Annotated in this window: 32 protein-coding genes and 1 tRNA gene; 13 read left to right on the forward strand and 20 right to left on the reverse strand. The window is 63.5% G+C overall.

The window, feature by feature from the left end:
* Nucleotides 1-169 precede the first annotated feature (169 nt).
* Complete coding sequence (locus AC0L3S_RS26565) at nt 170-772, reverse strand: PepSY domain-containing protein (protein WP_473266503.1); 603 nt, start codon at nt 770-772, stop codon at nt 170-172.
* On the opposite strand from AC0L3S_RS26565, the gene AC0L3S_RS26570 reads away from it, so the two are divergent.
* Nucleotides 771-941 carry a hypothetical protein gene (locus tag AC0L3S_RS26570; protein WP_473266501.1) on the forward strand — a complete coding sequence of 57 codons (171 nt, stop codon included), beginning with the start codon at nt 771-773 and terminating at the stop codon, nt 939-941. The two genes, AC0L3S_RS26565 and AC0L3S_RS26570, sit on opposite strands and share 2 nt — an antisense overlap.
* A gap of 81 nt (nt 942-1,022) precedes the next feature.
* On the opposite strand, the gene AC0L3S_RS26575 is transcribed toward AC0L3S_RS26570, so the two are convergent.
* Both AC0L3S_RS26575 and AC0L3S_RS26580 read right to left on the reverse strand, forming a co-directional pair.
* Nucleotides 1,023-1,769: a TetR/AcrR family transcriptional regulator gene (locus AC0L3S_RS26575; RefSeq protein ID WP_473282323.1), complete on the reverse strand. Its 747-nt coding sequence runs from the start codon at nt 1,767-1,769 to the stop codon at nt 1,023-1,025.
* A 135-nt stretch (nt 1,770-1,904) separates the two neighbouring features.
* Entirely contained in the window at nt 1,905-3,089 is a 1,185-nt protein-coding gene (locus tag AC0L3S_RS26580; protein WP_473282325.1) for a patatin-like phospholipase family protein, read from the reverse strand.
* Nucleotides 3,090-3,317: 228 nt separating this feature from the next.
* On the opposite strand from AC0L3S_RS26580, the gene tgt reads away from it, so the two are divergent.
* Nucleotides 3,318-4,466: a tRNA guanosine(34) transglycosylase Tgt gene (gene tgt / locus AC0L3S_RS26585; protein WP_473266494.1), complete on the forward strand. Its 1,149-nt coding sequence runs from the start codon at nt 3,318-3,320 to the stop codon at nt 4,464-4,466.
* 33 nt (nt 4,467-4,499) lie between these two features.
* On the opposite strand, the gene AC0L3S_RS26590 is transcribed toward tgt, so the two are convergent.
* Nucleotides 4,500-4,718: a hypothetical protein gene (locus AC0L3S_RS26590; protein WP_473266492.1), complete on the reverse strand. Its 219-nt coding sequence runs from the start codon at nt 4,716-4,718 to the stop codon at nt 4,500-4,502.
* 222 nt (nt 4,719-4,940) lie between these two features.
* Here AC0L3S_RS26590 and cysK point away from each other — a divergent pair, with 222 nt between their 5' ends.
* Together cysK and AC0L3S_RS26600 are read left to right on the forward strand one after the other, a co-directional pair.
* Nucleotides 4,941-5,918 carry a cysteine synthase A gene (cysK, locus tag AC0L3S_RS26595; RefSeq protein WP_473282327.1) on the forward strand — a complete coding sequence of 326 codons (978 nt, stop codon included), beginning with the start codon at nt 4,941-4,943 and terminating at the stop codon, nt 5,916-5,918.
* A 3-nt stretch (nt 5,919-5,921) separates the two neighbouring features.
* On the forward strand, nt 5,922-6,164 hold the full coding sequence (locus AC0L3S_RS26600) for a BrnA antitoxin family protein (RefSeq protein WP_007610629.1): 243 nt from the start codon (nt 5,922-5,924) through the stop codon (nt 6,162-6,164).
* A 75-nt stretch (nt 6,165-6,239) separates the two neighbouring features.
* Here the strand turns inward: AC0L3S_RS26600 and AC0L3S_RS26605 are convergent, their stop codons facing one another.
* Entirely contained in the window at nt 6,240-7,664 is a 1,425-nt protein-coding gene (locus tag AC0L3S_RS26605; protein ID WP_473282329.1) for a caspase family protein, read from the reverse strand.
* A gap of 219 nt (nt 7,665-7,883) precedes the next feature.
* Nucleotides 7,884-8,759: a DMT family transporter gene (locus tag AC0L3S_RS26610; protein WP_473282331.1), complete on the reverse strand. Its 876-nt coding sequence runs from the start codon at nt 8,757-8,759 to the stop codon at nt 7,884-7,886.
* Nucleotides 8,760-8,910: 151 nt separating this feature from the next.
* Here AC0L3S_RS26610 and AC0L3S_RS26615 point away from each other — a divergent pair, with 151 nt between their 5' ends.
* Nucleotides 8,911-9,309 carry a RidA family protein gene (locus AC0L3S_RS26615; RefSeq protein WP_473266481.1) on the forward strand — a complete coding sequence of 133 codons (399 nt, stop codon included), beginning with the start codon at nt 8,911-8,913 and terminating at the stop codon, nt 9,307-9,309.
* A 52-nt stretch (nt 9,310-9,361) separates the two neighbouring features.
* On the opposite strand, the gene AC0L3S_RS26620 is transcribed toward AC0L3S_RS26615, so the two are convergent.
* The 3 genes from AC0L3S_RS26620 to AC0L3S_RS26630 form a co-directional block, all read right to left on the reverse strand.
* On the reverse strand, nt 9,362-9,907 hold the full coding sequence (locus AC0L3S_RS26620) for a hypothetical protein (protein WP_473266479.1): 546 nt from the start codon (nt 9,905-9,907) through the stop codon (nt 9,362-9,364).
* A complete protein-coding gene (locus AC0L3S_RS26625; RefSeq protein WP_473266478.1) occupies nt 9,852-10,196 on the reverse strand; it encodes a hypothetical protein in 345 nt (114 codons plus the stop codon). Before AC0L3S_RS26625 ends, AC0L3S_RS26620 begins: the two co-directional genes overlap by 56 nt.
* Before the next feature lie 226 nt (nt 10,197-10,422).
* Entirely contained in the window at nt 10,423-11,010 is a 588-nt protein-coding gene (locus AC0L3S_RS26630) for a formyltransferase family protein (protein WP_018457969.1), read from the reverse strand.
* 187 nt (nt 11,011-11,197) lie between these two features.
* On the opposite strand from AC0L3S_RS26630, the gene AC0L3S_RS26635 reads away from it, so the two are divergent.
* Together AC0L3S_RS26635 and AC0L3S_RS26640 are read left to right on the forward strand one after the other, a co-directional pair.
* Nucleotides 11,198-11,485 (forward strand): hypothetical protein, encoded by a 288-nt coding sequence (locus AC0L3S_RS26635; protein WP_473266474.1) that lies wholly within the window; start codon nt 11,198-11,200, stop codon nt 11,483-11,485.
* 338 nt (nt 11,486-11,823) lie between these two features.
* Entirely contained in the window at nt 11,824-12,060 is a 237-nt protein-coding gene (locus AC0L3S_RS26640; RefSeq protein WP_473282334.1) for a hypothetical protein, read from the forward strand.
* 3 nt (nt 12,061-12,063) lie between these two features.
* Here the strand turns inward: AC0L3S_RS26640 and AC0L3S_RS26645 are convergent, their stop codons facing one another.
* The 3 genes from AC0L3S_RS26645 to AC0L3S_RS26655 form a co-directional block, all read right to left on the reverse strand.
* Nucleotides 12,064-12,366 (reverse strand): hypothetical protein, encoded by a 303-nt coding sequence (locus AC0L3S_RS26645; RefSeq protein WP_007590765.1) that lies wholly within the window; start codon nt 12,364-12,366, stop codon nt 12,064-12,066.
* A gap of 93 nt (nt 12,367-12,459) precedes the next feature.
* Nucleotides 12,460-14,505 carry an acetoacetate--CoA ligase gene (locus AC0L3S_RS26650; protein WP_473282338.1) on the reverse strand — a complete coding sequence of 682 codons (2,046 nt, stop codon included), beginning with the start codon at nt 14,503-14,505 and terminating at the stop codon, nt 12,460-12,462.
* A gap of 118 nt (nt 14,506-14,623) precedes the next feature.
* A complete protein-coding gene (locus AC0L3S_RS26655) occupies nt 14,624-14,851 on the reverse strand; it encodes a hypothetical protein (protein ID WP_473266468.1) in 228 nt (75 codons plus the stop codon).
* 444 nt (nt 14,852-15,295) lie between these two features.
* On the opposite strand from AC0L3S_RS26655, the gene AC0L3S_RS26660 reads away from it, so the two are divergent.
* Nucleotides 15,296-16,405 carry an AI-2E family transporter gene (locus AC0L3S_RS26660; RefSeq protein WP_473266465.1) on the forward strand — a complete coding sequence of 370 codons (1,110 nt, stop codon included), beginning with the start codon at nt 15,296-15,298 and terminating at the stop codon, nt 16,403-16,405.
* Between the two features lie 119 nt (nt 16,406-16,524).
* Nucleotides 16,525-16,911 carry an NUDIX hydrolase gene (locus tag AC0L3S_RS26665; RefSeq protein WP_179950106.1) on the forward strand — a complete coding sequence of 129 codons (387 nt, stop codon included), beginning with the start codon at nt 16,525-16,527 and terminating at the stop codon, nt 16,909-16,911.
* 1 nt (nt 16,912) lies between these two features.
* Here the strand turns inward: AC0L3S_RS26665 and AC0L3S_RS26670 are convergent, their stop codons facing one another.
* The 4 genes from AC0L3S_RS26670 to AC0L3S_RS26685 all read right to left on the reverse strand — a co-directional run bounded on the left by AC0L3S_RS26670 (nt 16,913) and on the right by AC0L3S_RS26685 (nt 18,432).
* Nucleotides 16,913-17,203: a hypothetical protein gene (locus AC0L3S_RS26670; protein WP_473282340.1), complete on the reverse strand. Its 291-nt coding sequence runs from the start codon at nt 17,201-17,203 to the stop codon at nt 16,913-16,915.
* A 106-nt stretch (nt 17,204-17,309) separates the two neighbouring features.
* Entirely contained in the window at nt 17,310-17,549 is a 240-nt protein-coding gene (locus tag AC0L3S_RS26675) for a hypothetical protein (protein ID WP_473282342.1), read from the reverse strand.
* Between the two features lie 156 nt (nt 17,550-17,705).
* The gene (locus AC0L3S_RS26680) at nt 17,706-17,948 is read right to left on the reverse strand and encodes a hypothetical protein (protein ID WP_007590794.1); all 243 of its coding nucleotides are present in this window, start codon (nt 17,946-17,948) and stop codon (nt 17,706-17,708) included.
* Nucleotides 17,949-18,261: 313 nt separating this feature from the next.
* Nucleotides 18,262-18,432, reverse strand: a complete 171-nt coding sequence (locus AC0L3S_RS26685) for a hypothetical protein (protein ID WP_007590796.1) — start codon at nt 18,430-18,432, stop codon at nt 18,262-18,264.
* A 463-nt stretch (nt 18,433-18,895) separates the two neighbouring features.
* Between AC0L3S_RS26685 and AC0L3S_RS26690 the strand changes: the two genes are divergently transcribed.
* A complete protein-coding gene (locus AC0L3S_RS26690; RefSeq protein ID WP_473266458.1) occupies nt 18,896-19,558 on the forward strand; it encodes a hypothetical protein in 663 nt (220 codons plus the stop codon).
* A 187-nt stretch (nt 19,559-19,745) separates the two neighbouring features.
* Nucleotides 19,746-19,952 (forward strand): hypothetical protein, encoded by a 207-nt coding sequence (locus AC0L3S_RS26695; RefSeq protein ID WP_473266456.1) that lies wholly within the window; start codon nt 19,746-19,748, stop codon nt 19,950-19,952.
* 833 nt (nt 19,953-20,785) lie between these two features.
* Here the strand turns inward: AC0L3S_RS26695 and AC0L3S_RS26700 are convergent.
* The 3 genes from AC0L3S_RS26700 to AC0L3S_RS26710 all read right to left on the reverse strand — a co-directional run bounded on the left by AC0L3S_RS26700 (nt 20,786) and on the right by AC0L3S_RS26710 (nt 21,881).
* The gene (locus AC0L3S_RS26700) at nt 20,786-20,977 is read right to left on the reverse strand and encodes a hypothetical protein (protein WP_473266454.1); all 192 of its coding nucleotides are present in this window, start codon (nt 20,975-20,977) and stop codon (nt 20,786-20,788) included.
* A gap of 47 nt (nt 20,978-21,024) precedes the next feature.
* Nucleotides 21,025-21,408: a hypothetical protein gene (locus tag AC0L3S_RS26705; protein ID WP_473266452.1), complete on the reverse strand. Its 384-nt coding sequence runs from the start codon at nt 21,406-21,408 to the stop codon at nt 21,025-21,027.
* Nucleotides 21,409-21,524: 116 nt separating this feature from the next.
* Nucleotides 21,525-21,881 (reverse strand): hypothetical protein, encoded by a 357-nt coding sequence (locus AC0L3S_RS26710; RefSeq protein WP_473282344.1) that lies wholly within the window; start codon nt 21,879-21,881, stop codon nt 21,525-21,527.
* 283 nt (nt 21,882-22,164) lie between these two features.
* On the opposite strand from AC0L3S_RS26710, the gene AC0L3S_RS26715 reads away from it, so the two are divergent.
* Both AC0L3S_RS26715 and AC0L3S_RS26720 read left to right on the forward strand, forming a co-directional pair.
* Nucleotides 22,165-24,018: a caspase family protein gene (locus AC0L3S_RS26715; RefSeq protein ID WP_473282346.1), complete on the forward strand. Its 1,854-nt coding sequence runs from the start codon at nt 22,165-22,167 to the stop codon at nt 24,016-24,018.
* The gene (locus tag AC0L3S_RS26720) at nt 24,009-24,290 is read left to right on the forward strand and encodes a hypothetical protein (protein ID WP_473282348.1); all 282 of its coding nucleotides are present in this window, start codon (nt 24,009-24,011) and stop codon (nt 24,288-24,290) included. The genes AC0L3S_RS26715 and AC0L3S_RS26720 overlap by 10 nt, the downstream gene beginning before the upstream one ends.
* 160 nt (nt 24,291-24,450) lie before the next feature.
* Here the strand turns inward: AC0L3S_RS26720 and AC0L3S_RS26725 are convergent.
* Nucleotides 24,451-24,526, reverse strand: a tRNA-Lys gene (locus tag AC0L3S_RS26725).
* Between the last annotated feature and the right edge of the window lie 188 nt (nt 24,527-24,714).

The following is a 24,714-nucleotide window of genomic DNA, read 5'->3' on the forward strand; positions in this document are numbered from 1 at the left end:
TTCGGTAGAGTGGATTGCGTTCTAGTCGACGACTACACGCGCACGCCTCCCCGGGCCCCGAAGGCCGTGGTGGTTTTAGTCGTGCGTTTGGTGGTCGCGAACATGGCGGGAGCTTATGCGGGAGAGTTTCGCGCCCGTCAATGGCTTTTCGGCGGAATTGGCGCTGCCGCTATTTGGTCCGGGCGCCCGGCGGTTCGAGGATGACCTCCTTGAGGTTGTCGCCACTGATGACGACGATCGCGAAATTCAGCCGGCCGCGTTCGCGCACCAGTCCGCCGCTGATCGCCTTGCCGGAGGCCGCGCGTTCGGCGACGTCCACGGCATCCGCCAGACGGTGCTTGATGGCACCGAGCGCTGCGAGGTTGCTGCGGTCGTCGAGGTCGAGCTCGGCGAGGGGCAGGGCGGCTTCGCCGCCGACGAGCTCGCCGGTCGCGGCATTGATGGTGTGGCGCCAGATCCGGTCGTTGTGCAGGGTCTTCACCCGGTAGACCGGCACGCCGGAGGCTCCGTCGAAACTCACATCCGCCGTGGTGGCACCGGCGTGGCGGGCTTCCGCAATCGCCATGGCCTGGTTGATCGAGATCGACGAGCTGCGGAATCGCTCGATCTCGCGACTGACCGCTTGGCGGTCGACCTCAGTGTCACCATCTGTGTCGCTATGAAGGGCGGTCGGCGTGCCCCCGCTCACGATCGCACGCGCCGGCGCCGGGAGGAGGAGTGCGGACACGGCGATCGCGAGCAATCCCGAGATCCGTCGTTTGGCTGTCGTCATGCTCGAAACCCTCGGCCAGCGAGTGTGCCGGATGATAGTAAAGAATTTGCGGCCGACCTTGGGCATCGGTCGGCCGCTGAGCGTCGTGACGGGCTATTTCCGCCGCGGCGATCGAGGCGGTGCGGACCTCTTTGGGGCTGGTGAAAAAGCGATCCGCATCGCCCTATAATTAAACCATACCGTATCGTTTTGTTTTGGTCAACGGCGCGGGCGCGGAATCCCGTGGGAAGATCGCAGCCTCACGGAATTGTCAGCGGGATGGGCGCCGCCGCCGCGCGGTCTTGACGGCGTCCTGAAGGCGGTCCGGAGGGCCAAGCGCACCGGCCAGGAACAGCTTGATGGCAACCCGCATGCGCTTTTCGGCGTCTTTCAGCTCGAGCGTCGTTCCGAACGTCGCCATGCGGTGGGTGTGCCCCACGACGACGTCGAGAAACACCTCGGCTGCGATCGTGGTGTCTTCGATGTCGAGCGCGCGTTGCGCCACCAGATGGTCGAAGAAGCGTGCCGTGGTGGCGACGGCCTTGAGCCAGCCTTCCTCCTTGCCGAGCTTGGCGATGTCGGGGAAGTTGATGGCCTGCGACGTCATCATGCGGCTGAAGGCGACGGCATCGGGACCGCAGGTGAATGTCAGCATCTCCCGCCCGATCTCGACCAGCCGTTGCTCGACCGAGATGTCTGAGGCGCTGCCGAGCTGGGTCTCGGCCGCCGCGGATAACGGAGCGAGCCATCGCGCGATCTCGCGCCGCAGCACGGCGGCGAACAATCCACGTTTGTCGCCGTAACGGGCGTAGACGGTAGGCTTGCTCACGCGCGCGGCTTCCGCGACCGCATCAAGCGAAGTGGCATCAAAGCCGCGGTCCAGGAACAGGCGGGTGGCGACCTCGATCAGCCGCTGATCGCGTTCGATCGCGGCGCTTTTCGTCGGCCGGCCGCCGCGCGATTTCGGCACCTCGCGTCGCTGAGCTGCCGGTCTTGTCCTGGTCGCAGTCAATCCCATGCCCAATGATTCCTGCGCGGTCGTGACATCAGTGATTGCTCTATAACGCGCAGCAGCGGGTGCGTCATGGCTAATCTGGCCGAATGGGCCCCATCGTCAACCGTCTCGGCGCGGCCCCGTTCCTCAGCGAGCGTGTCACGGAAGCGTTGACGTCCAGGCTTGGCCTGACGCCGCCTTCTCGTATCCGTACTGATACAGCGCCCGCATATAGGCGGTGTCGAATCCTTCCGAGGGGGCGGCCGGATAGTCGCGCGCGATGTAGGAGAGATGGAAGCCCAGGCGGTTGCGCCTGGCAAAATCATAGGTCGAGAAGATGATTGAGCGGGTCTGCGACTGGGTGATCGACGACAGGCTGCGTGAGGCGACGTCGATGGTGCTGTTGGAGACGAGCTCGAAATTGCGTTCGATCTTCTTGTTGATGAGGATGTAGATGTCCAGCTTCGCGGGGCCGGGCAGGCGACTGCCCTGGAAAAGCAGGGCTTCCGGCAGCGTCAGCACCGGGGCCGTCACGCCGCCGTCGACATGCATCTCCTGAAACCTGCGGCCCTCGCCTTCGGCGTCGATCATGATCGGCGGAAACACCAGCGGGATGCTGGCCGAGGCCGCCATCACGTCGCGAAACAGCTTGAGCGCCTCGGGCGTGCCGACCGCGGCGATCCTGCCCATGTCCCAGATTGCCGTGCGCTGGGTGTCGAGATCTGTCGTCACCACCAGCAGCCTTCGGCCCTTGGCGTTTTCACGGGCGACCTGCGCCATGATCTCCGGCCCGACATAGCGGGCGACGAGTTCGCGCAGCCGCGTGTTGCCGAACAGGCCGGATCCGAACAGCACGCGCATGATGCTGGGATCACTCAACAGGCTCTCGGCGACGCCGCTGGTGTAGACCTCCTTCAGCGTGTCGTCATATCGCGAGCCGAGAAACGCGAAAGGTGCGATCAGGCCGCCGGTGCTCACGCCCGAGACGACCGAGAAGCTGGGACGCGTTCTGGCCGCGGTCCAGCCGTTCAGCACGCCGACACCATAGGCGCCATCCGCGCCGCCGCCTGACAGCGCCAGGTAGGACTTGGTCGCGGTGCTGGTGTCCTTCTCGAAGCTGAATTTCGTGATGGGTTCGTCGGCGTAGCGCCGGAGGCCGTCGATATCGAGCACGCGCGACGTGCTGGCTTCGGTGGCCGTATAGGGCGTGCGGGGCAGGGAGGTGCAGGCGCCGAGCGCCAGGCTGCACGTCAGGACCAGGAACCCGAACAGGCGAGCGCCGGTCTGCCTTGTCCAGCCATGCGAACGGGAGGACGGCTCAGTCGAACTTGATGGGAAGGGCATTGTCGGTGGCTGGCGATCACGTGTCTACCGCCGCCGGCAACATCGCCGCGGCATCTCGTCCAACCCCCGAGGTAAAACTACACTGTGTCGTTTTGTTTAACAAGCGCCGACGCGCACAATTCCGTGTCCCAGATGTTGGTGGCCGTTGTCCCAGTCTGATGCATAAGCCGGCCGAAGCATCGCCTGAGCGGGTTGATCGGCCTGCTCCGACACGCAATAAGCACCGTCATGAATCGTCCTGACACCGGCCTGCCCAATCATTTCGAACTGCTCGCCACCGATGGCGCCGCGCGCACCGGGCGCCTGACCACGCCGCACGGCGTGGTGCGCACGCCCGCCTTCATGCCGGTCGGTACCGCCGGCGCGATGAAGGGCATGCACTGGCGCGAGGTGCGCGAGGCCGGTGCCGACATCGTGCTCGGCAACACCTATCATCTGATGCTGCGTCCCGGCGCCGAGCGGATCGCGGCACTTGGCGGCCTGCAGACATTCACCGGCTGGAACGGGCCGATGCTGACGGATTCCGGCGGCTTCCAGGTGATGTCGCTGGCGGATCTGCGCAAAGTCAGCGAGCAGGCCGTGACGTTCCGTTCGCATATCGACGGCGCCAAGGTCGAGCTGTCGCCGGAGCGCTCGATCGAGGTGCAGCGTTTGCTCGGCTCCGACATCGCCATGCAGATGGACGAATGCGTGCGACTGCCGGCCGAGCGCGCCGACATCGATCGCGCGATGCAATTGTCGCTGCGCTGGGCCGAGCGAAGCAAGCGCGCCTTCGAGAGCGCGCCCGACGGTTACATGCTGTTCGGCATCGTGCAGGGCGGCGACATCCCCCAGCTTCGCCATGCCAGCGCGCAAGGCCTCATCGAGATCGGATTCCATGGCTATGCGATTGGCGGCCTCGCCGTCGGTGAGCCGCAGGCCGTGATGCTCGCGATGATCGACGAGACAGCGCCGCTGCTGCCGAAAGAGCGGCCGCGCTATCTGATGGGCGTCGGCACACCCGACGACATCCTCGAGGCGGTCAAGCGCGGCATCGACATGTTCGACTGCGTGATGCCGACGCGCAATGGCCGGCACGGCGTTGCCTTTACACGCTTCGGCCAGGTTAATTTGCGCAACGCGCGCCACGCCGACGATCCCCGTCCGCTCGACGAAGAGAGCTCCTGGCCGTCGGCGCGTAGCTACGCGCGCGCCTATCTGCATCATCTCGTCAAGGCGGGCGAGACGCTGGGTGCGATGCTGCTGTCCGAGATCAATATCGCTTACTACCAGTCCCTGATGCAGGGCATCAGGGACGCGGTCGCACAGGGAACGTTCGAGGAGTTCTATCGGCGTACGCGCGAGGACTGGGCGAGGGGCGACATCGCCCCGCGCTAGGTCAATTCCGCAAGGTTGGATGAAGAGGAAACGTCAGTTGCAGACGATCCGCTGCTTGACGGCGTGCTTGGTCACGAAGCCGTAGCCGCAATTGTCGCAGGTCCAGAGATAGCTGATCAGGTGTTCCGACACATACGCAGAACCTTCGGCGGCGACCATGGAGTCGGCGCAGACGGGACAGGTGGGCAACTCACTGCACCGCGGAGCGCGGTTCGGTGCGACGGTCGACAACATTTCAGCGACTGCTGACATCGTGGTGACCTCCCAGCTTTGAGACCTAAGTCTAACATAAGCAGAATCAGTTGACGAGGTCGCAACACAAATGCGTTGGTTTTCTGATAATTACAGCTCACGTGATTTTGCGATGCAGCGTATTTAACATGTGCCGCAATGTCGCTTGCGTGTCGCCGCAGGCTGTCTCTAACTGCGCAACAGCTGCAACAGAAGCACAATCATCGCCACAGGGAGTTCATCATGGACGCATCGTCCACCACGGGTGCAGCGCACCAACCCGGCCGCGGCCGGATCTATGACTCGATCGTCGATGCTTTTGGCGACACGCCGATCGTGCGCTTGCGCCAGTTGCCGGGTATGCACGGCGTGAACGCGACCATTTTGGCAAAGCTCGAATATTTCAATCCCGCCGCAAGCGTGAAGGATCGCATCGGCGCGGCGATGGTCATCGCGATGGAGAAGGCCGGCATCGTCAAGCCCGATACCGTGCTGATCGAACCGACCTCCGGCAATACCGGCATCGCGCTGGCCTTCGTCGCGGCGTCGCGCGGCTACAGGCTCAAGCTGGTCATGCCGGAGTCGATGTCGATCGAACGACGCAAGATGCTGGCCTTTCTGGGCGCTGAGCTGGTGCTGACACCGGCCGCGCAAGGCATGAAGGGCGCGATTGCGACGGCCGAAGAGCTGTTGAAGACGACGCCGAATTCGGTGATGCCGCAGCAGTTCAAGAATCTCGCCAATCCCGAGGTGCACCGCCGCACCACCGCGGAGGAAATCTGGAACGACACCGGCGGCAACATCGACTTCTTCGTCGCCGGCGTCGGCACCGGCGGCACCATCACCGGCGTCGGCCAGGTGCTGAAGCCGCGCAAGCCCTCGCTGCGCGTGGTCGCGGTCGAGCCGGAGGAGAGCCCGGTGCTGTCGGGCGGCCAGCACACGCCGCACAAGATCCAGGGCATCGGTGCGGGCTTCGTGCCTGACATCCTTGACCGCTCGGTGATCGACGAGATCCTGAAGATCAACTCGACGACGGCGATCGAGACCTCGCGGGCGCTGGCGCGGCATGAGGGCATTCCGGGCGGCATCTCCTCGGGCGCCGCGATCGCCGCGGCCCTCGAGATCGGCAAGCGGCCGGAAGCTGCGGGAAAGACCATCCTGGCTATAGTGCCGTCCTTCTCCGAGCGGTATCTTTCGACGGCTCTGTTTGAGGGAATCTAGGACATGGCGGATCAACCACCGAGGCGGCCGCGGACGTTGGGCGACGCCAGAACGGAGGCCGAGGCGGCGTTCAAGAAGGTGACGGCGAAGGTCGCTGCGGCGCCGCCGAAGCAGAACGTGGCGCCGGGGGTCAAGGAGCAGGTCACGCTGCGGATAGACCAGGACGTGCTCGAGCATTTCCAGTCCGGCGGGCCCGGCTGGCAGGATCGCATCAACGAGGCGCTGCGAAAGGCCGCGGGGAAGTAGACGCCAAAGGTTGAGGGACTCGCAACGAAAAAGCCCGGCGCGAGCCGGGCTTTTGTATTTGCGATTGGCCTCGCCTCAGCGGCGGAACATGCCGCCCATCATGCCGCCGACCACACCGCCGACGAAGGCTGCGCCAGCGTCGCCGCCGCCGCCGCCGCGATGCTGGGCCGGTGCGCTCTGCGCCTGGGCCGGGGCACGTCGGGCCGGCTTCGCGCTTTCATCGCTCGCAGTGGCCGGCGCGGAGGCCACGATCTCCGACAGCAGGGCCTTGTGCTGGAGCTTGTTGAGATAGCCCGTCGACGGATAGCCGCGTGCCGCCTGCCAGCGCTTGAGCACCGTACGGGTGTCCTCGCTGAACGCGCCGGTGACCTTGGTGTCGAATCCAAGTCCGGTCAGGCGACGCTGCACGTCGCGGCGCTGGCCCTTGTCGAGGCCGATCTGGTCCTCGGTGAGTTGGCTGGCGTCGTCGGTAAAGGTGGCAGGATCGACGCCGGCGTTGAGGTTGCGGGTCGTCGTCGACGGGCCGCTCTTGATCGCGGCGAGCCGCGCCAGTGCCAGCGCCTTGAACTGGCCGTTCGGGTAGGTGGAGAGGTAGGCGTTGAGCTCTTCGGGCTTGTTGCTCTCCTTGACCGAGCGCCAGTATTCGAGCTCGACACCATCCGAATTGCCGCCCGTTGCCGCGGGCACGACGCCAGCAGCCGTCGGTGCCGCATTGGCGACCTGCGTCGTCGGAGCCTGGTTGAGATAGACCGCGCCGATCAAATTGGTGTGGCCCCAGGGGAGCTGCCCCTTGTGGGTCTCCTCGTTGACCTGGGCGCGGACCGACGTCATCGCCTGCTGGATCTCGACACCGGGCTTGGTGATGTTGTCGATCAGCGCACGGGTGAACGGGCTATTGTTGCCCTCCTGGCCGTCGAGCGCGGTCTGGCCCGGGCCGGTGGCGAACGCGATCAGCGTGCCTTCGCCGGATTTCATCTCGGCAAGACCGCTCTGTACGTTGACGCTGCGGGTCGCGGAGTTCGACTTGATCTTGGCGGCGAACGGATTGTCGCGGCAGGCGTCCAGGAAGACCAGCTTGACCTTGGCGTCGCCCATGGTCTGCTCTAGCGTCAGATCGATGTTGATGGCGGCACCGAGCTTGACGTCCATCTCCGATTTGATGTCGGCGTCGACAGGCAGAAGATAGTTGGAGCCGCCGACCGCGATGCCGTGACCGGCATAATAGAACACTGCGACATCGGAGCCCTGCGCCTTGCGGCCGAAGTCGAGCAGCTTCTCCGTCATCTGGTCGCGCGAGAGGTTCGAACCTTCGATCACCTCGAAGCCGACATTGCGCAGCGTTGCCGCCATCGCCTTGGCGTCGATCGGCGGGTTCGGCAATTGTGCGACGTTCTTGTAGGTGCCGTTGCCGACGACGAAAGCAACACGGCGGTCGGCCTTCGCGGCACTGACCGACAGTGCCATGCACATCAGCGACGCGAGGAGGGTGAGAGTGCGCATCTGGAATCCCCAACAGAATCGAAATTGGCAGGCAGCAACAAATTGGCAACGAACTTACACGAAGAGCCCGATTTGGCCACCAAGACTTGGCGCCACCAAAACGGCAGTTCGTCGCGTTCAACCCGCTGCTTTGTGGCAGAATGTGCACGATGGAGTCCCTCTCCAGCGTGATCCAAATCACACGGCCACTTGGTTTTGTCGCGCGAGGCGGCGCGAGGTTCAGCGCGCGCGGGCGGGAAACGGCGAAGCCGGCTTTAGATTCAGGAGATTGCCAAACAGGATCAGCGCGGCGCCGACCAGCGTCCAGGTGTCAAGCCGCTCCGAATACAGCAGCCAGCCAGCGGTCGCGGTCAATGGAACCCGCAGGAAGTCCATGGGAACAACGATGGTCGCATCCGCATAGCGCATCGCGCTGGCGAGGCAGTAGTGCGAAAACGTGCCGCAGACGCCGATCACGCCGACCCATGCCCAGACATAGGCGGAGGGCCACGTCCAGACGAACAACGTCGGAATCAAGCCCGCGACCGATTGCACCACCAGCATCCAGAACAGGATCGATAGCGCACTTTCGGTACGGGTCAGCGATTTGACCAGCACCATGGACACGCCAAAGCCCATCGCGGCGCCGAGCGCAATGAGCTGACCGGGATTGATCTCGCCGGTGGCGGGTCGGACGATGACGATCACACCGAAAAGGCCAAGCGCGATGGCGGCGATCTTCCACGACGTCATGCGCTCAGAGAGGAGGCTCGCTGCGAGCAGCGCCGTCCAGATTGGCATGGTGAACTCGATAGCCACCACTTGGCCGATCGGGATCAGCGTCAGCGCGAAGAACCAGCCGAGCTGCGCAACATAGTGCACCAAATTGCGCCCGATGTGCTGCGGCAGGCGCGATGTCCTGAGCACCTTGAAGCCGCCGGCCCGATAGATGATCGGCGAAAGCAACAGGAAGCCTAGCAGCGAACGCACTTCCATGATCTGAAATACGTTCAGCTCGCGCGTGGTCTCGCGCCCGGCGACCGCCATGACCAGCATCAGCGACAGCCAGCCCGCCATCCACAGGGCAGCCATCGTTTTGGACGGTGTGGTGTTCATCGGCGCGGGTGTGGGAGGCGAGGGTCCTGAGGGAGGGCCGGTATCGGCGACATCGTCGCCGTTTGCAACGGCCAAATCTGCCGGTGCAGCGATGCATGGCGGCGTGCTAAGGCATCACCGAACAACGAGAAAAATCGGGAGATCTTCGCTTATGGACATCTTGCAGCCGGCCGAGTGGAAAAAACCGCGCGGCTTTTCCCATGGTGTCGTGGTCGAGGGGCCGGGCCGCTGGGTGGTGCTGGCCGGCCAGACCGGCAGCGACGAGACCGGCAATTACGCGCCTGACATGGCAGCGCAGGTCGGGACCGCGCTGAAGCGGATCATCAAGCTGCTGGGCGAGGCCGGCGCCGGCCCCGAGCATATCGTCCGCCTGACCTGGTACCTGACCAGCCGAAGCGAATATGAGGCAGCCGGGGCCGGCATCGGCGCGGCCTGGAAGGAAACGCTGGGGCGCAATTTCCCGCCCTCGACCTTGCTCTACATCGGCGGCCTCGTGGACGACCGGGCCAAGGTCGAGATCGAGGTCACGGCGTTCGTGCCGGGCACATAAAAAATCGACCCGGCGAGATCGCCGGGTCGATTGTCAATCTACTCGTATCGGGCTAGCGCGACAGCGAGATGTTGGCGCCGCGGAACTGGCTGTCGGCGCGCATCGTGACGTTCTGCTTATTGCCGGACGTCTTCAGCGAGATGTTGGCGTTGAAGCCGGCGGTGGAGGCGAGCAGCTCATAGTTTCCGCCGGCGCCGCGACCTGAAAGGGAGCCGCTGATATTGCGGCTGGCCTCGGACCAGCTGCCTGCGATGGCGCTGCCTTCAGCCTTGACGTTGGCGCCGAGGTTGAACTTGTAGGCGTCGCTGGCGCAGGTCAGAGACAACTCCATAGTCGGTCCGATCGGAGCGTATTTGGCCCGGCAGCGGATCCGCTCGGTCGAGCCGTCATCCAGGGTCACCGTTCCTGAGCCGCTCCAGCTGCCGGCCAGCGGGGCGAACGGACCGGACTGGGCCTTGCTCTCGGAATTGGCAATTCCGGCCGCAAACATAACGGCGGCCGCGATCAGCAGCCGCCGGCCCAGACCGCTGGTCAAGATTTTTCTATTGGCGCGATGCTTCCCATCGCCCGCTGCACGGTATGCCTGCAGATGCTCCATTCCACTTCCCCGATCCGGCGTTGCCGCTGAGTTGACCGTTGGCATATGCACCATTGATCGAAACTTTCACAAGACCCTCCCGGCCGATGGTGCCGGAAACGTTAGCGCCGGGGGCGGTGATCTTGCCGTCGGCAACCGTCAGCAAGGAGCTTGCGGTCGGCTCGCAGGAACCGCTCTTGGTGACGATGGTGACCTGCCAGTTGCCATCATAGGGAGTCTGGGCGAAAGCGGGCGCGGCGAGGGAGATAACTGAAGCGGCACAGAACGCCGCAATGCGAGCAAAACGCATAAAATCCGTCCTTGAATTTGTCTGATATGCTGACCCTTATTCGGGCCAAATGTGACGGAAATTTGGTGCGGTGCCAAATCGAAAATTGTTCCTGTGGGAACAATGGTTTATTTGGGTTTCCGGCTGCAATTTTCGAAGCAGAATCAATGCCCCTTCACGTTAAGGGTAAACGTCGGGACAGCGACTCAGGAAACGGGCTTAGGAAAGGGGCTTTAGGAAAGGGGCTTTAGGAAAGACTTGGCGCCGAGGTCGCGAACTGCTCGTCCTGAGTCTTGGACGGCAGCGCCTTGTGGACCTTGGCATAGTCGATCACGTCGGCCAGCAATTTGAGCCCGAGCGGGGCCAGCGCGCGCTCCCACAGCTCCCGGGCCGTCTCGCCCTTCTTGACGAAGCACCACTCCTGGGCGGCGATGGCGCCGGCGTCCATGCGGTCGGCGAGGTGATAGATCGTGCCGCCCGCGATCGGATCGCCTTCCTTGATGGTCCATTCCACGGCCGCCTTGCCGCGGTGGCGCGGCAGCAGCGAGGGATGATAGCCGATCCCGCCCAGCTTCGCTGCCTCGAGCGCGTCCTTGCCGATCCGGGCGTGGCTGTGCGCGGTGACGATCAGATCGGTGTCAGGGGCGATCTCGGAGGCGACCACCAGCTTGGGATTGGCCTGGACCACGACGTCGATGCCTGCCGCCTTGGCGGTTGCGGCGAGACGATCCTCGGCGTCGGCCACCACGACCCGCACGATCGAGACACCGTGCTCCCGGAGCATGTTCAGGGTGGTCACGCCGAAATGGCGGGAGCCGACGAGGGTAATGCGCATGGGTGTCCGATCCGTCTCGCAACTGCGTCATCTCCCGATAACACGTCCGGACGTCCTGTCACCACCCGCGCCGGGTTTGCGCCGGTTATCAACAATGCGCCGGGCGAGGGTGCGATGAATTCCGCGATTGCGGCGCCGGCCGGTCCGGTGCTTCCATGCGCGCATGGCATCGGCTCGGAGCGAACGCATGCGGAGCGCGTGGTTTGTCCTTCTCGCGGCCCTGGTCGCAACCACTCCGGCGTACGCCGGCGGACCACCCTATCCGGCGGTTCCGCCCGAGGTTGGGGTGGCACCGTTCATCGGCCCGACCTGGGACACCTATCGCTGCGCGGAAGGGCCGGTCATCAATTTCTATCACGGCGCCTATTACGGCGAGGAGCCGCCGGCACTCTATCGGGGCTACGTGTACCGGCCGCATTACCGCTACAGCGCCTACCGCAGGCTGCCGCGCAAATATTTCTGCGCCACAGACTAGCCGTGCCACGCCGCCACGGTCGGGCGTCGATTAGAGATAGGCCTGTTCCTGTGTTTCGTTTTTAACACAGAGATCCAGGATTTGCCGGTAGAACGTGGACCAACCGGGGCTGGCGACATTTCAACCCGTATCCGTTTTCGAACCCGGATTTGGCCGCTGGCGTGATCGCCAGCGGCTTTTTCATGCGCGGCCATCACGGAATCATCTGACGGTAACATGATCTCAACCAGCTTGGCGTATCGACGAATCCGTCGCGGATTTGTATTGCGTACCGCGACACCGAGATCGTCCCGCCGGCGTGGGTGCGCCGTGCGGGCTTTTTCGCCGGGACCGATTTCATGCCGAGCGCGATTGAGCAGATCGTCGACGTCTATGTCCGACTGAAGAACCGGCGCGGCCTCGACGAGCTGATGATGCACAGACAGCGGCTTGCGGTCGATCTGAAGAGCAGGTCCGGCTACGACTTCAGCCTGCCGATCGGCCAGATCGACGACGAGATCGCGATCATCGAAGCCGGCCTCAGCCGGCTCAAGGCGGGCGATACCGCCGCGACGGACGACGGCCGGCCAGTTTGACGTTCAGTCGCGCCGGCCGCCGTCGATGACGGTGAACAACGGCCGTGCCGAGGTCGGCTCGACCAGCAATTCCTCAACCAGCGCGGTCGCCGCATCGACATATTTGCGCGTCGGCTTGTCGAGGGGGCGCGTGGCCTCGTCGTCGAGCGCGACCTTTGCGGCCTCGACCAGCTTGCGCATTCGCGCGGCGTGGTCATCGCCCGCCGTCAGCGTCGCGCGGGCCAGCGAGCGCAGCACGAACAGCTCGCCCTCGAGGCGGAGCAGACGGTCGTTGAGCCTGGTGAGGACGGCGTTGAGGTCGGCCATGGCGCGCGTTCGTTTTCGGAAGATCCATCCTGCTCTAGCGGCGATCGGTGAACGGAGTCCAAACGACATCGGCGCAATTGGGGCGATCTCCGCTCAAGGTGCGCTCCGCGCCAGATAGTCGCGCGCGAAGGCGAGATACCAATCGAGGCAGGCGGGATTGGCCATCGCCTCCCGGTTGATGACCTTCTCGACGGGCTGGCCGAGCAGCAGCTTTTTGATCGGCAGCTCCTGCTTCTTACCCGAGAGCGTGCGCGGAATCTCGGCGACCGCAAAAATCTCGTTGGGCAGGAAGCGGCGCGAAAGGCCGGCCTCGATCGCCTTGTTGATCTTCGCCTGCATCGCGCCGTCGAAGGCGACGCCTTCGCGCAGCACCACGAACAGCGGCATGTAGCTGTCACGGCCGAGATATTCGAGATCGACGACGAGGGAATCCAGCACCTCCGGCAAGGCCTCGATCGCGGAATAGAGTTCGCTCGTGCCCATGCGCAGGCCATGCCGGTTGATGGTGGCATCGCTGCGGCCATAGATGATGCAGGAGCCGTCCGGGTCGACCTTGAGCCAGTCGCCGTGCCGCCACACCGGCCCGCGGCCGCTGCCGTCGAAATTATCCGGATAGGTCTCGAAATAGCTCGTGCGATAACGCGCATCGCCCTTGTCGTTCCAGAAATAGAGCGGCATCGACGGCATCGGCTCGGTACAGACGAGCTCGCCGACCTCGCCGATGACGGCGCAGCCCTGTTCGCCGAAGGCTTCCACGGCAGCACCCAGCAGACGGCACTGCATCGCTCCCGGCGTCTGCGGCAGTTCGCGATTGCCCCCAATGAAGGCGCCGGCGAAATCGGTGCCGCCCGAGATGTTGGCCCACCAGATATCGGCCTGCGCCTTGCTGCCATTGGCCTTCGAGAGCGCCGCGAAGCGGTTGTTGAACCAGGCTTGCGTGTCGGCGCTGAGCGGAGAGCCGGTCGAGCCGAGACAACGCAATCGCGAGAGATCGCCGGCGGTGAGGTCGACCTCCGCCTTGGCGCAGTTGGCGAAGAACGCGGCGCCCGCACCGAAGAAGGTCGCTTTGGATTGAGCGACGAAGCGCCACAACGTGGTCCAGTCCGGCTTGTCCCTGGCGCCGCCGGGGCTGCCGTCGAAGATGCAGCAGGTGGTGCCGCTGAGCAGGCCGCCGACCTGGCTGTTCCACATGATCCAGCCCGTCGAAGAGTACCAGTGATAGCGCTCGCCGAACGAGTTCTCGTGATAGGAGCAGCCGAGATCGTTGTGCAATCCCAGCAGCGCCAGCACCACGATGACAATGCCGCCATGACCGTGCACGATCGGCTTCGGCAGGCCGGTGGTGCCGCTGGAATAGACGATCCAGAGCGGATGATCGAACGGCAGCCACGCTGGCTCGAACGCGTCGATCTCCGCGCCCCTGGTTGCGACAATGTCGGAGAGCAGGGCGTCCGCCGCTGCGGGCGCGGCGGCTTGGCTGTGCAGGATGACGTGCTCGACGGTCGGCAGCGATCGCCGCAGCTCGGCGAAAACGTCTTTGCGATCGTGCCGGCGTCCGGCATAGGTGACTGCGTCGCAGGCAATCAGCACTTTCGGTTCGATCTGCTTGAAGCGGTCGATCACGGCGGGCGCGGCCATATCGGGCGCGCACACGCTCCAGACCGCGCCGATGCTGGCGCTCGCCAGGAATGCGATGATGGTCTCGGGGATGTTGGGCAGATAGGCGGCGACGCGGTCGCCGGGCTTGATGCCTTTTTCTTTGAGATGCAGTGCGAGTGCAGCGGCCTTGCGCCGCAGCTCCGGCCAGCTCGTCTCGCAAAGCTTGCCGTCCTCGCCACAGCTGACGATCGCGGGAAGACCGGCGGCGTCGGCCGCATCCACATGGCGGAACACCTGCCGGGCATAGTTGACCTGGGCGCCGGGAAACCAGATCGCGCCGGGCATCTTGCGCTCGGTGATCACGGCCGCGAACGGCGTTGGCGATTGCAGATCGTAATAGTCCCAGATGCTGTGCCAGAACCCGTCGAGATCGCGCACCGACCATTGCCGCATCTCCTCGTAGCTGGCGAAGCTAAGGCCGCGCTGTTCGGCGAGCCAGGTGCGGTAAAGGGCGATCTGGGGAACGAAGGGTGAGGTCATTGCGTGTCGGCTTCAGTTGCGGGGCGGCGAGTTTAACCATTGCCGCAGAGTAGCAGAAGCCGCAGTTCGGGCAGGCAGCGTTGACGGGAGTAGTGGGTCTGGGTCCGCTGGAAGCAGCCTACCATCCGGCTCCGGTCCAGCGCCTTCCGAACACGGGCGGATTGGTCTTCACCGCTTGCCAGCCGAAGAAATGGTGCTTGCCCGACCAGGTGTGCACCACGCCGCTGCAGATCCTGCACTTGAAGCTGCCGGAATGCGCTTCGGCGTGCTCCTCCCTCGTCGCGGTGTAGTTCATGCTGCAACCCGCGCAGGTGAATTCTTCGATCGTCCAGATGGTATTGGCCATTGCACCGAAAGCGGTTTGGGGGACCTCGATGGAAGCGTAGGTGCGCGCCTTTGCAACGGCGTAAACCGGTCGAGCGAAATCCGGTTAATCGTCGTTAATGCTCCGCATGTCCCGGTCGATGCGCATCTGCACGCGCCGGATGGCGAGCAACGGCAGCCTGCCTTGCACGCGCCCGGAGCGGGCCCTGTCGCCGACGGCATAGGCGTAGCGCCAATAGCCCGGTGCGGCGTTTGGCTTCAGCGAAAAGCGGACGCCGCGGTGAATTCCCGCGTGTGTGACGGGCTCTCGGGGGCGGCGTGCCATCATCTCGGAATGCAGAATGGCCCGATGCGTTCCTAAACGCCGGCTCGGGCCGGCCCCATCGTCTTGACGCCGGGTGCGCGGCTGGCAATAACGCTGGGCCGCGCAAGTGCCGGAACCCGCGTCAATGCCGCAAGGAAAGCCGTGCCCGTGAAAAGTTTGCGTCAGCTCCTGACGGGCGAGGACATCATCCAGCTCGTGATCCGCGTCGGTCTGCTTGGCCTGCTGATCATCTGGACCTTCCTGATCATCCGCCCCTTCGTGCCGATCCTCGCCTGGAGCGGCGTGCTCGCGGTCGCGTTCTACCCGGCCTTCAGCTGGGTCGCCAAGATCCTGGGCGGCCGGCCCAAGACCGCAGCGGCGATCCTGACCCTGATCACGCTCGGCATCGTCATCGGTCCTGCGACCTGGCTCGGCATTAGCGCAGTGGACGGCGTGCGCGAGCTGGCGCACCAGCTCGGCACCGGTGACCTCGCGCTTCAGTCGGCGCCGGAGCAGCTCAAATCGTGGCCGCTCGTTGGCCCCTGGCTATTCGATCTGTGGGAGCAGGCCTACAATAACATCCGCGCGGTGCTGCGCGAGGTGGCGCCGTATCTCCAGCCGCTGGCGGGACCGCTATTGTCGCTCGCGGGAGACGCCGGCGTCGGCACGCTCCAGTTCCTGGTCTCGGTGTTCGTGGCAGGCTTCCTGTTTCCGCACGGGCCGAGGCTGGTTGCGGCCGGCCGCGGCTTCCTGTTTCGCATCGTGCCCGAACAGAGCGAGCATTTCCTGGGGCTCGCGGGCGCGACCATCCGCGCCGTGGCGCAAGGCGTGATCGGCGTCGCGATCGTGCAAGCATTGCTCGCCGGCATCGGCTTCAAGCTTGCGGCGGTGCCGAGCGCAGGCCTGCTCGCCTTCATCGTGCTGCTGCTTTCGATCGTGCAGATCGGCGCCTTCCTGGTGCTGCTGCCGGTGATCATCTGGATCTGGACCGCCAAGGACGTCACCACCGCGCTGCTGCTCACCGTGTTTCTCGTCGTCGTCGGCTTCCTCGACACCATGTTGAAGCCGCTGGTGATGGGGCGCGGTCTGACCACGCCGACCATCGTCATCTTCGTCGGCGTGATCGGCGGCACGCTCGCCCACGGCATCGTCGGCCTGTTCATCGGCCCGATCATCCTGTCGGTGGCCTGGGAGATGATGATGGCCTGGATCAGGACGGAGGACCGGGCCGAGGCGGGGGCACGGGCGGGGACAGCGGCGGGCGAGGGCTGATCCGCCTCGAACGGCGGGATCGGCCTGCCTGCCGGGTTCGATCAGAGCTGGCGGCGGAACTTGTCTATCCGACTAGACAAGTTACGATGGGCTCGATTCTGTTTTCGATTACGGCGGACATGGCGAAGTCTTCCAAACTGGTTGCCGCCAAGCGCGGCAAGGTATTGTTGGTCAGACGCCGATCGGACGGCCTGTGGATGTTCCCGGGCGGCCGCAAGCGCGCGCGCGAATCCGACAAGGACTGCCTGCGGCGGGAAATCAAGGAAGAGTTGCCCAAGCTGAAGCTCGGCCGGATCAGCCTCTGGAAGGAAGTGACGACCAGGAACAAGCGCTCCGGCCGCAAGATGAGCGACGCGATCTTCATCGCCAAGGGCGCCAAGGGAAGGCTCGCGATCGGCGACAAGAACGAGATCGACCGCGCCGTCTGGCAGAAGCCGCGCGGCATCCGCCTGACGCCGACCTCGCGCTATATCCGCGACCGCCTGTTTCCGCGGAAGCGCGGGTGAGCTAGTCCTCGCCGTCCTCCGACGAGAGCTGTATCCGTCCGGTGTGGGCCCGCGAAAAATTGGCGCGCGGTTGCGGCGCGGACATCCTGGCCATTTCGGTTTCGCGCTGCTCCTTGCGAGCCTTGCGCGCGCGCTTCATGGCCTGCTTGACCTGAGGGTTCGGCGAATCCTCGGCGAAGAACAGCACCACCTCGCAGCTCGGACATTGCCTGGAATAGCCGTCCTGCAACCGTCCCGCGCGATCGCGGAACACGGTCTTGCAGCGCGTGCACTGAATCTGGACGAAACTCATGCGCGGTCGATCGACAATGACTGATGGAAATGGATCGTCAGGTGATCCCAAATGTCTGAAGAAAGCTTGAACGCGTCGGCGACTTCAAGCCGCTTGAATCAGCCGCCTATTGCTTCGCTGCTATCGTTTCCAGGCAATGGTTGAGATAGACGGTGCGATCCCGGGGCAGAACCTTCTCGAGATCCGCTTTCAGCGCGCATTCGCGCTGCCGCATCTGCTCGGCCCGCCGCTTCTCGGCCGCCTCGCGATATTCGGGAGCAACCTTGTTGGGATCGACGAGGGCCTGCGAGCGGGCGGGAGCCGTCACGGCGAGTGCAATGGCGGTGATGATAATGAACTGTTTCAAATGAGCCTCCGTTAAAAGGCTCATTCTAGCGCTCGGGCGGCAAGGGCTCAAACGGCAAATTCGCCGAGACACCCGGCAGCGCAGCTGTCCGCGGAAAGTCGCCGGCACCTGGCAGAGTTGATTTCAACTACCTGAAGTTGGGACGAGGGGAGGCGCTCACTTCGGGACGTGGTCGATCTTGTGGCCGAGATGCCCGGTGTCGTGATCGCGACGCAGCTGGCTCAGCGAGGTCTCGTTCAGCTGATGCAAGACCTCGCTGAGTTCAGTCGTATCCGGATAACCGGCGGCAAAACCCTTACCGTAGATCTTGCGCAACGTACCGACCAGCGTGTTGCCGTGCTTCTTGCTGATCGCGCCATCCTTGTCGCGGTGGCGGTGATCCAGGCCCGTGTCCTTCATGGCTTTCTCCCTGAGCGGCGTCTGCGCGCCTGGAGAGAGCGTGCTCCCAAACGAGTTGATTGGCAACGGCACGGCGCGGCCGTTGAGCATCGTCAAGGTGTGGAAAGATCGAAGTCTGTGTGAAGCGGTTCACAAGCGGTTGTCGAGATCGCTGCTACGAAGGCTTCATTGCTTGACCAATTGATATTTTGAAAACGCCCCAGCGCTCCACCAGGCGCTGGGGTTTTCACGTCCGAGTCACAGCCACGGCCAGAGCGCGCGACGCGCGATCGGATGGGCGGGTGGTTTCCGAATGCTGCCGAAAGGCGGGCGACTACGCGGCTTGCTCCTCGAACGAGGTGTAGACCTGGCCACCTGGACCAATCACCTGAACGCCCCAGCATCCGTCGGCGATGAGCTCCTTGGCCTTCTTGAGGGCGGCGGTGAGTGACAGCCGCTTGAGGCTGACGATTCCTGCCGTGTCGAAACCGCTGATTTCAAACATGCCGCTCCTCCCTGTTTTGTCGAATCCTACACTTTTTGAGCGGGTTGTCTCGCGGCTTTTGGGACTGGGATACAAAACCGCGAAAACAACCCCATGCACAGTAGCTAAGTCCTGCTGGCGCAACGCTTTCTTTTTGGCGCACGGCGGTCTTGCATCCGGTTGAGACGCCGGTTGACGCGTCGGGCAAAACAGGGGTAGTCTGCCAAATTCGGAAAATCCGCTTCCGGCCTTGGCGACGTCCCGGGATCGGGAGGAGCTCTTGTACGGCATGCGAGTCATGTCCGTCGCACGGACCCCGTAGTCGGCCGGGGTGGCGGGGTCTGCGGAAGGCCGCGGCCGCTAACGTGGAATTAAGCTGAAAAGCCCACAATTTTAGACAGTTGTAGATGGGTGCTGCGTAAGGGAGCCGTCGCGAGGACGTTCCGGCGACGGCTTCCTATTGCTCTCATTTGGGGTCAATGCCATGACCGCGACTTTCGAAACCCAAGGCCTTGTCGAACAGCTCGACCCTGCAGCACTGGCTGCGGCCATCGCGGCCGACGAACCCGCAAGCTCGGACGCTCCAGAACCGGTCAAGCGGTCCAGCCGGACGTCGGTCATGGCACTGTCGGTATGTGCCCTGGCCATCAACGGCGCGGCGGCGATCTACACATGGCCCTCCGGCGTGCCATCGCTGAATCTGAGCAGCCTGGCTGATCTGCTACCGCGGCAAGAGGCTTCAGCGCCAAAGCCGGATCCGGTTGTCGCTGCCTTGAAGGATATTCAGTCGACCCAGCAGCAACACACGGCTTCGCTGCAGGAGAGCAACCAGGCACTGCAGCAAAACGCGGCTGTGCTGCAGGCGGATTCGATGGTGCTGCTTTCGCTGCGACAGAGCATCACGGACGAACGGGTCGATGTGAAGAAGGTATCTTCCCAGCTGTCCACGCTGATCGCGAAGATCGACGCGCTGCAAAACACCATGATGTCGGACGTCACGTCCTCCGTTCGAAGAGCGCATGCGCGCTATGGGCTGTCCGCCGCCATCCGCAAACGGATCGCCCGGCAGTCGAAATCGGTCGGGCCGGTTTCGGTTGGAGGCGCTCCGCTCAGCACGCCGGCGACAGTTTCAGCCCCCGAAAGCTGAAGGCAAGTCAAGCAAATCACTCAAGCAAATCATCTGGGGCTGCGTGCGCGATGCTGGCCGCGGGGTCGCGATGACGAGCTCCGCCGGTCCACGCGCAGGCCTCGACCTAGCTTTAAGAAATCGTTGGACGACGGTGCTATATTGGATACAACAACGCCTGTCTCAGCGTCAGTTGCGTCCGGAAGTCATGATTACGTACAAGCAGTACCATATCGAACGATTTGAGCACGGGCCCAAGCGCTGGATTGCGCGCATCACGCGGACAGACGGCCAGAACATCCGCACGATTCTGCCGGCGACCGAGCTCCCCTACCTCGATACGAAGCCGACAACGTCCGCCGAGGAAGCCGAGGCGCTCGCCAAGGAAGGCATCGACTTCGGCGGCGTGGTGTAGTCCGGCGTCGCGGTCTCCTGATTATCGTTCGCGAATTCGACGGCGACTTCATCGGCAGCGGTGGTGCGGTCCGTGCAGCTTTGTCCGTTACCGGTGATCTGCTCGACATGGTCGTTGATTGCTACGATCAGCGGCGCGCTGGCATTCACGCGTATCCAGTTATGGGTACAGGCCCTAGCGCGAGATCAATAGACCGTTCATCGAAGGGGTAGAGCTACGGAGGATACGGCAACAGAAGGTGCTTTAGTTCGTCGGCCTCGCTCGCCAGCCGTTTTCCTGATGGGGAATGGTGGCAGTGATATCGACGTCTCTCACAGCGGATTGGCGCCACGCTGCCACCCCGAAACACAGGGTCAGAGTCATAGCGGTCGCCAGCAGCAGCACGGACAAAAACTGGCTCACGCGCCCCCCACAATCAGAACATCTCTGAGTTAGCGAGCACGCACAGGCGATTCGGAAAATGCAGGCGCGCTGACCTGAAGGCAGTTTTCCCCAGGTTGTAAAACGGTGGATTAGCACCTTCGACCTTGCGCCCGCCGCGGCTCCGGAGCCGCTATTGCAGGCCGGCTTTTCACCCGAAAACTATTGTGGCTCGGTTGGCTTATCTCGCTCATGGCTCTCGGCTTCGGCGGCCGCGCACGCATCCATGCCATGGCATTTGCTTAGATAGTACCGGGTGCCCGCGAAGATGGAGCAAACAACCACCACGGAAACCAGCAGGAAGATCATCCACCGTCGGTTCAACATTCCCATGACCTTTTGCACCCTCCATCCGACGCGGCCCGTTCTCCCGACCGGCCCAACCAGGCGAGGCGAAGGGGCGTAAGCTCAAATCAGACCTTGCGCTTCGGATTTAGCTTAGCCTCACGCTCCAGCCGCTCGGACTTCAGGCGTTTGAGGTTTTCCTGAAACTCCGGCGTGGCTTGACTGTCGGCTATCGTCTGCCTCGATCCTATTGGATTGAGGGTCCGTCGCTCGGCTTCGTCCGCGACTTGTTGCTCGGCCGAACGTTTGGGTTTGATCATTTGCTTTTTGCCTTCAGGCGAGATTGACCAAGCGGTCGCCGGTCAATTCATTTTCGATTTGGCCGGTCGCGTCGAACGTTCTGGAATTCCTCGGGCCCCTTGACGAGCCGCCGCTTGCGGCTGGCCTGGTCATCCGGGCTCGCTTTGTTGTCTTTGAGCTTGTCGATCGCGTTGCCCGCCATTTCCCGAGCCCGCTCGGACGAGGCCTTGGCGGCAGACGTGACCCCTTGGGCAGGGGCGGGTTTGCCCAAGCCAATCTCCACCAGCCGACGGATGGATTCAGAGCGAGCCGGAGTGTCCTCCTGCCGCGACGCCCATGCGTCGATCTGAACGACAGTCGCCTCCGGCCAGCGCGTGCCGATCTGGACGCCCTGACCAGTCGCGGGGCGGCCGCGATGTTTTTTGGCACGAATCTTTTTTGCCGGTTTCATTTTATTTGGTACCAAAAAATCAGGCGGAGGTGAAGCGCGAACTTCCGATCAATGTGCTTGTTTAGCGCACTGTTATCGCATCAATCCCACGCAACATCGTGATCGCAGATTTGCTGTCAGGCGGCGCCCCGTAGAGGAAGCGCCAGTTGTACAGCAAACGGTCGGGAAGCATTGGCCTGGACGAAGGCCTGCAAGGCCGGAGTGATCTCGCTACTCGTGACACGCACGGCAAGCTCATCTGCGATCTCGCTGGTGGCATCGCGAGACCAGCCCTCGATCGCGTTGAAGGCGACAATACGGACCGGATAGGCATACTGCCCGGAGAGCAGGTCGCGGATGATGGTCTCGACGTCGGTGTCCTGCTCGTCGGTCTCGCGCCAGGAGCAGCCGGCGCGCGCGCCGAAGTCTTCCAGCACCAGGTAAATCTCACGGTCGAGCCGATCCAGCGGCACAATCGACGGCGCATGACGCATGACGCAACTCCTACGAAAGAGGAGCAATTGCGCTGCCATGGGGATCGTTCCGTTCCCGCGTGAGGGGTAAGGCTCATGCGAAAAAAAGCTGTCCGCTGAGGCGGCCTTATTCCTTGTCCTCAGTCCAAGTGCGGTCGCCGCACCGGCACTCATAGACCCGGACCGTCAGCCCGCGCATTTTCCGAGCACAGCTCAGGACCGGATTGTGACGATGGTCACAGACCAGCCGCTTGCCTTCCGAGAGGGTCCGAATACTCTGATCACATTGTGATTTGGGACATTTATGGGCGCGCTTCGGCTTTTGGGATTGTTCCTTTTCAGCGTCTGGCTCGGCGCCGCTCCTGCGCAGGCCGAGCGCCGCGTTGCCTTGGTGATCGGCAACTCCGCCTACAAGAGCGTGCCCCGGCTCGCCAATCCCGTGAACGACGCGACGCTAGTCGGCGGCATGTTCAAGAAGGCCGGCTTCGACGTTGTCGATACCAAGCTCGATCTCAGCGTCGTCGAGATGCGCAAAGCCCTGCGCGAGTTCGGCGCCAAGGCGCGGGATGCGGATGTGGCCGTGATCTATTACGCTGGCCACGGTATCGAGCTGGACGGCAACAACTACCTCATCCCCACGGACGCCGCGCTCGAGACCGACACAGACGTGTTCGATGAGACATTCCCGCTCGATCGGGTGTTGTTTGCGATCGAGCCGGCCAAGCAGCTCAGGCTCGTCATCCTGGACGCCTGCCGCGACAACCCGTTCGCCAAGACCATGAAGCGCACAGTCGCCTCGCGCGCGATCGGACGCGGGCTTGCCAAGATCGAGCCAACCAGTCCGAACACCATGATCGCTTTTGCCGCCAAGGCCGGCTCGACCGCCTCGGATGGCGACTCCAGGAACAGCCCATTCTCCACGGCCTTGGTCGAGCGTCTGCCGACGCCAGGCCTCGACCTGCGCAAGGCCTTCGGGTTCGTCCGCGACGACGTCCTCAAGAACACCGGCTACAAGCAGGAGCCCTATGTGTACGGCTCGCTGGGTGGCGACGACGTCCCGCTGGTCCCGGCGAAGCCGGCAGTCGCTCCTGGACCGCAGGCAAGCCCTCAGGATGCGGTTCGCAGAGACTACGAGCTGGCATTGCAGGCAGGCGAGAGAGACGCATGGCAGGCCTTCCTGCGGACGTACCCGGATGGCTTCTATGCTGATCTCGCCAAGGTCCAGTTGAGGAAGATCGAAGCCGAGCAGACGCGCGCCGCTGCCGCCGATAAGGCTCGGCAGGCCGAGGATGAGAAGGCCCGGCTTGCGGCGGACCGCGCCAAGAAGGCCGAGCAGGACAAAGCGGCTGCCGCCGCAAAGATTGCCGAGGACGCTCGGCTTGCTGCCGAGAAGGCCAAGCAGGTCGAAGAGGCGAAAGCCGTCGCTGCCGAGCAGCGAAGGAAGGACGCCGAGGCAGCAGTCGCCAAGGCGCTGGCCGACAAACAGTCTGCCGAGAAAGCTCTGGCTGAGAGGATCGCGAGCGACAAGGCGGCAGCTGATCAAGCCGCAAAACTGGCGGCCGAGAAGAAGGACCAGAGCGAGAGCGAGCAGAAGGTCGCGGCCCTTGCGCCGACCTCATCGCCGCCGAACTTGTCTCCGCAGGAGACCGCAAAACTGGTGCAGTCCGAGCTGCGCCGGGTCGGATGTCTATCCGCCGCTGCTGACGGAGACTGGAATGCCTCATCACAGAGATCGCTCTCGATCTTCAACAAGTACGCCGGAACCAAGTTCGACGCCAAGCTCGCGAGCCTCGACGCTCTCGATGCGATCAAGGCCAAGCCGGGCCGGGTCTGCCCGCTGATCTGCGACCACGGTTTCAGGGCCGATGGCGACACTTGCGTGAAGATTACCTGCCGCGCGGGCTATCGCGTCAACGACAATAACGAGTGTGAGAAGGCGGAAGCGAGGAAGCCAGCTACTACGCAGGATGAGAATAGGAAGCGGGATGATCAACGGAAGCAGGTCGAAATTGCGCCAGCGAAGCCTCAGGGCGGCGGTCAGATGGTCTGTAACGGCGCTGGCTGTCGGCCGGTTCGCCCGGGTTGCCATCTGGAAGTTTATCAACAAGGTAAGCACGGGGCTGGGAGCTGGGGCATGAACCAAGAGGTGTGCAACTGATCTCTCGTCCGCCCCAGCACGGCGTGACCCTTGGTGCTCCAGTCGGGCTTGACATCGGCGCCGCGCCCGCCGCAGGCGGAGCAGACGTAGCGCTCCTCGATCTCGCTCAGCCTCATTTCATCGCCCCAAGTGTCGGCGCTGACCGCGACGTGATGGCCGCAATGGCACCAGACCAAGACGCCGCTCAGGCACATCTCGCGCAGCTCGCCGAAGGTGATCTTCTGCTCTCGCATCCGGCCATCAAAACGCAGGCGGTGACGGGGAGCAATTGACGGTTCGTCGGGAGGGCGGGAATGCCCCATCAAACCGCGCTCAATGCGGCCGGCAAGCTGTGTCTACAGCGGCAATCGATTTGCAGACACAGTGCAGACACAGTGCAGACACAGAGGTTTTGTCGGAGAGCGCTGTTTCGATCTAACATATTGATTTGGTTGGTGAGCGCGCTGGGGCTCGAACCCAGGACCCCGTGATTAAAAGTCACGTGCTCTACCGGCTGAGCTACGCGCTCCCATGGCCGCTGATGGCTTCAAAGAAATCGCCATCGTCTTCGGTCATTTGGAAAAGCATGTCTTGCCGCCACATCGACGCAAGCGTTGCGGAAAAACCGGCTGTTTCCGGATCATGCTTTCGGCCCGCGCTGTGTAGGGGGATGGGGCGCGGAGGTCAATAGCTCGGGTGGTTGCCGAAGTTGAAGGC

Source organism: Bradyrhizobium sp. Ken01, from assembly GCF_055807355.1.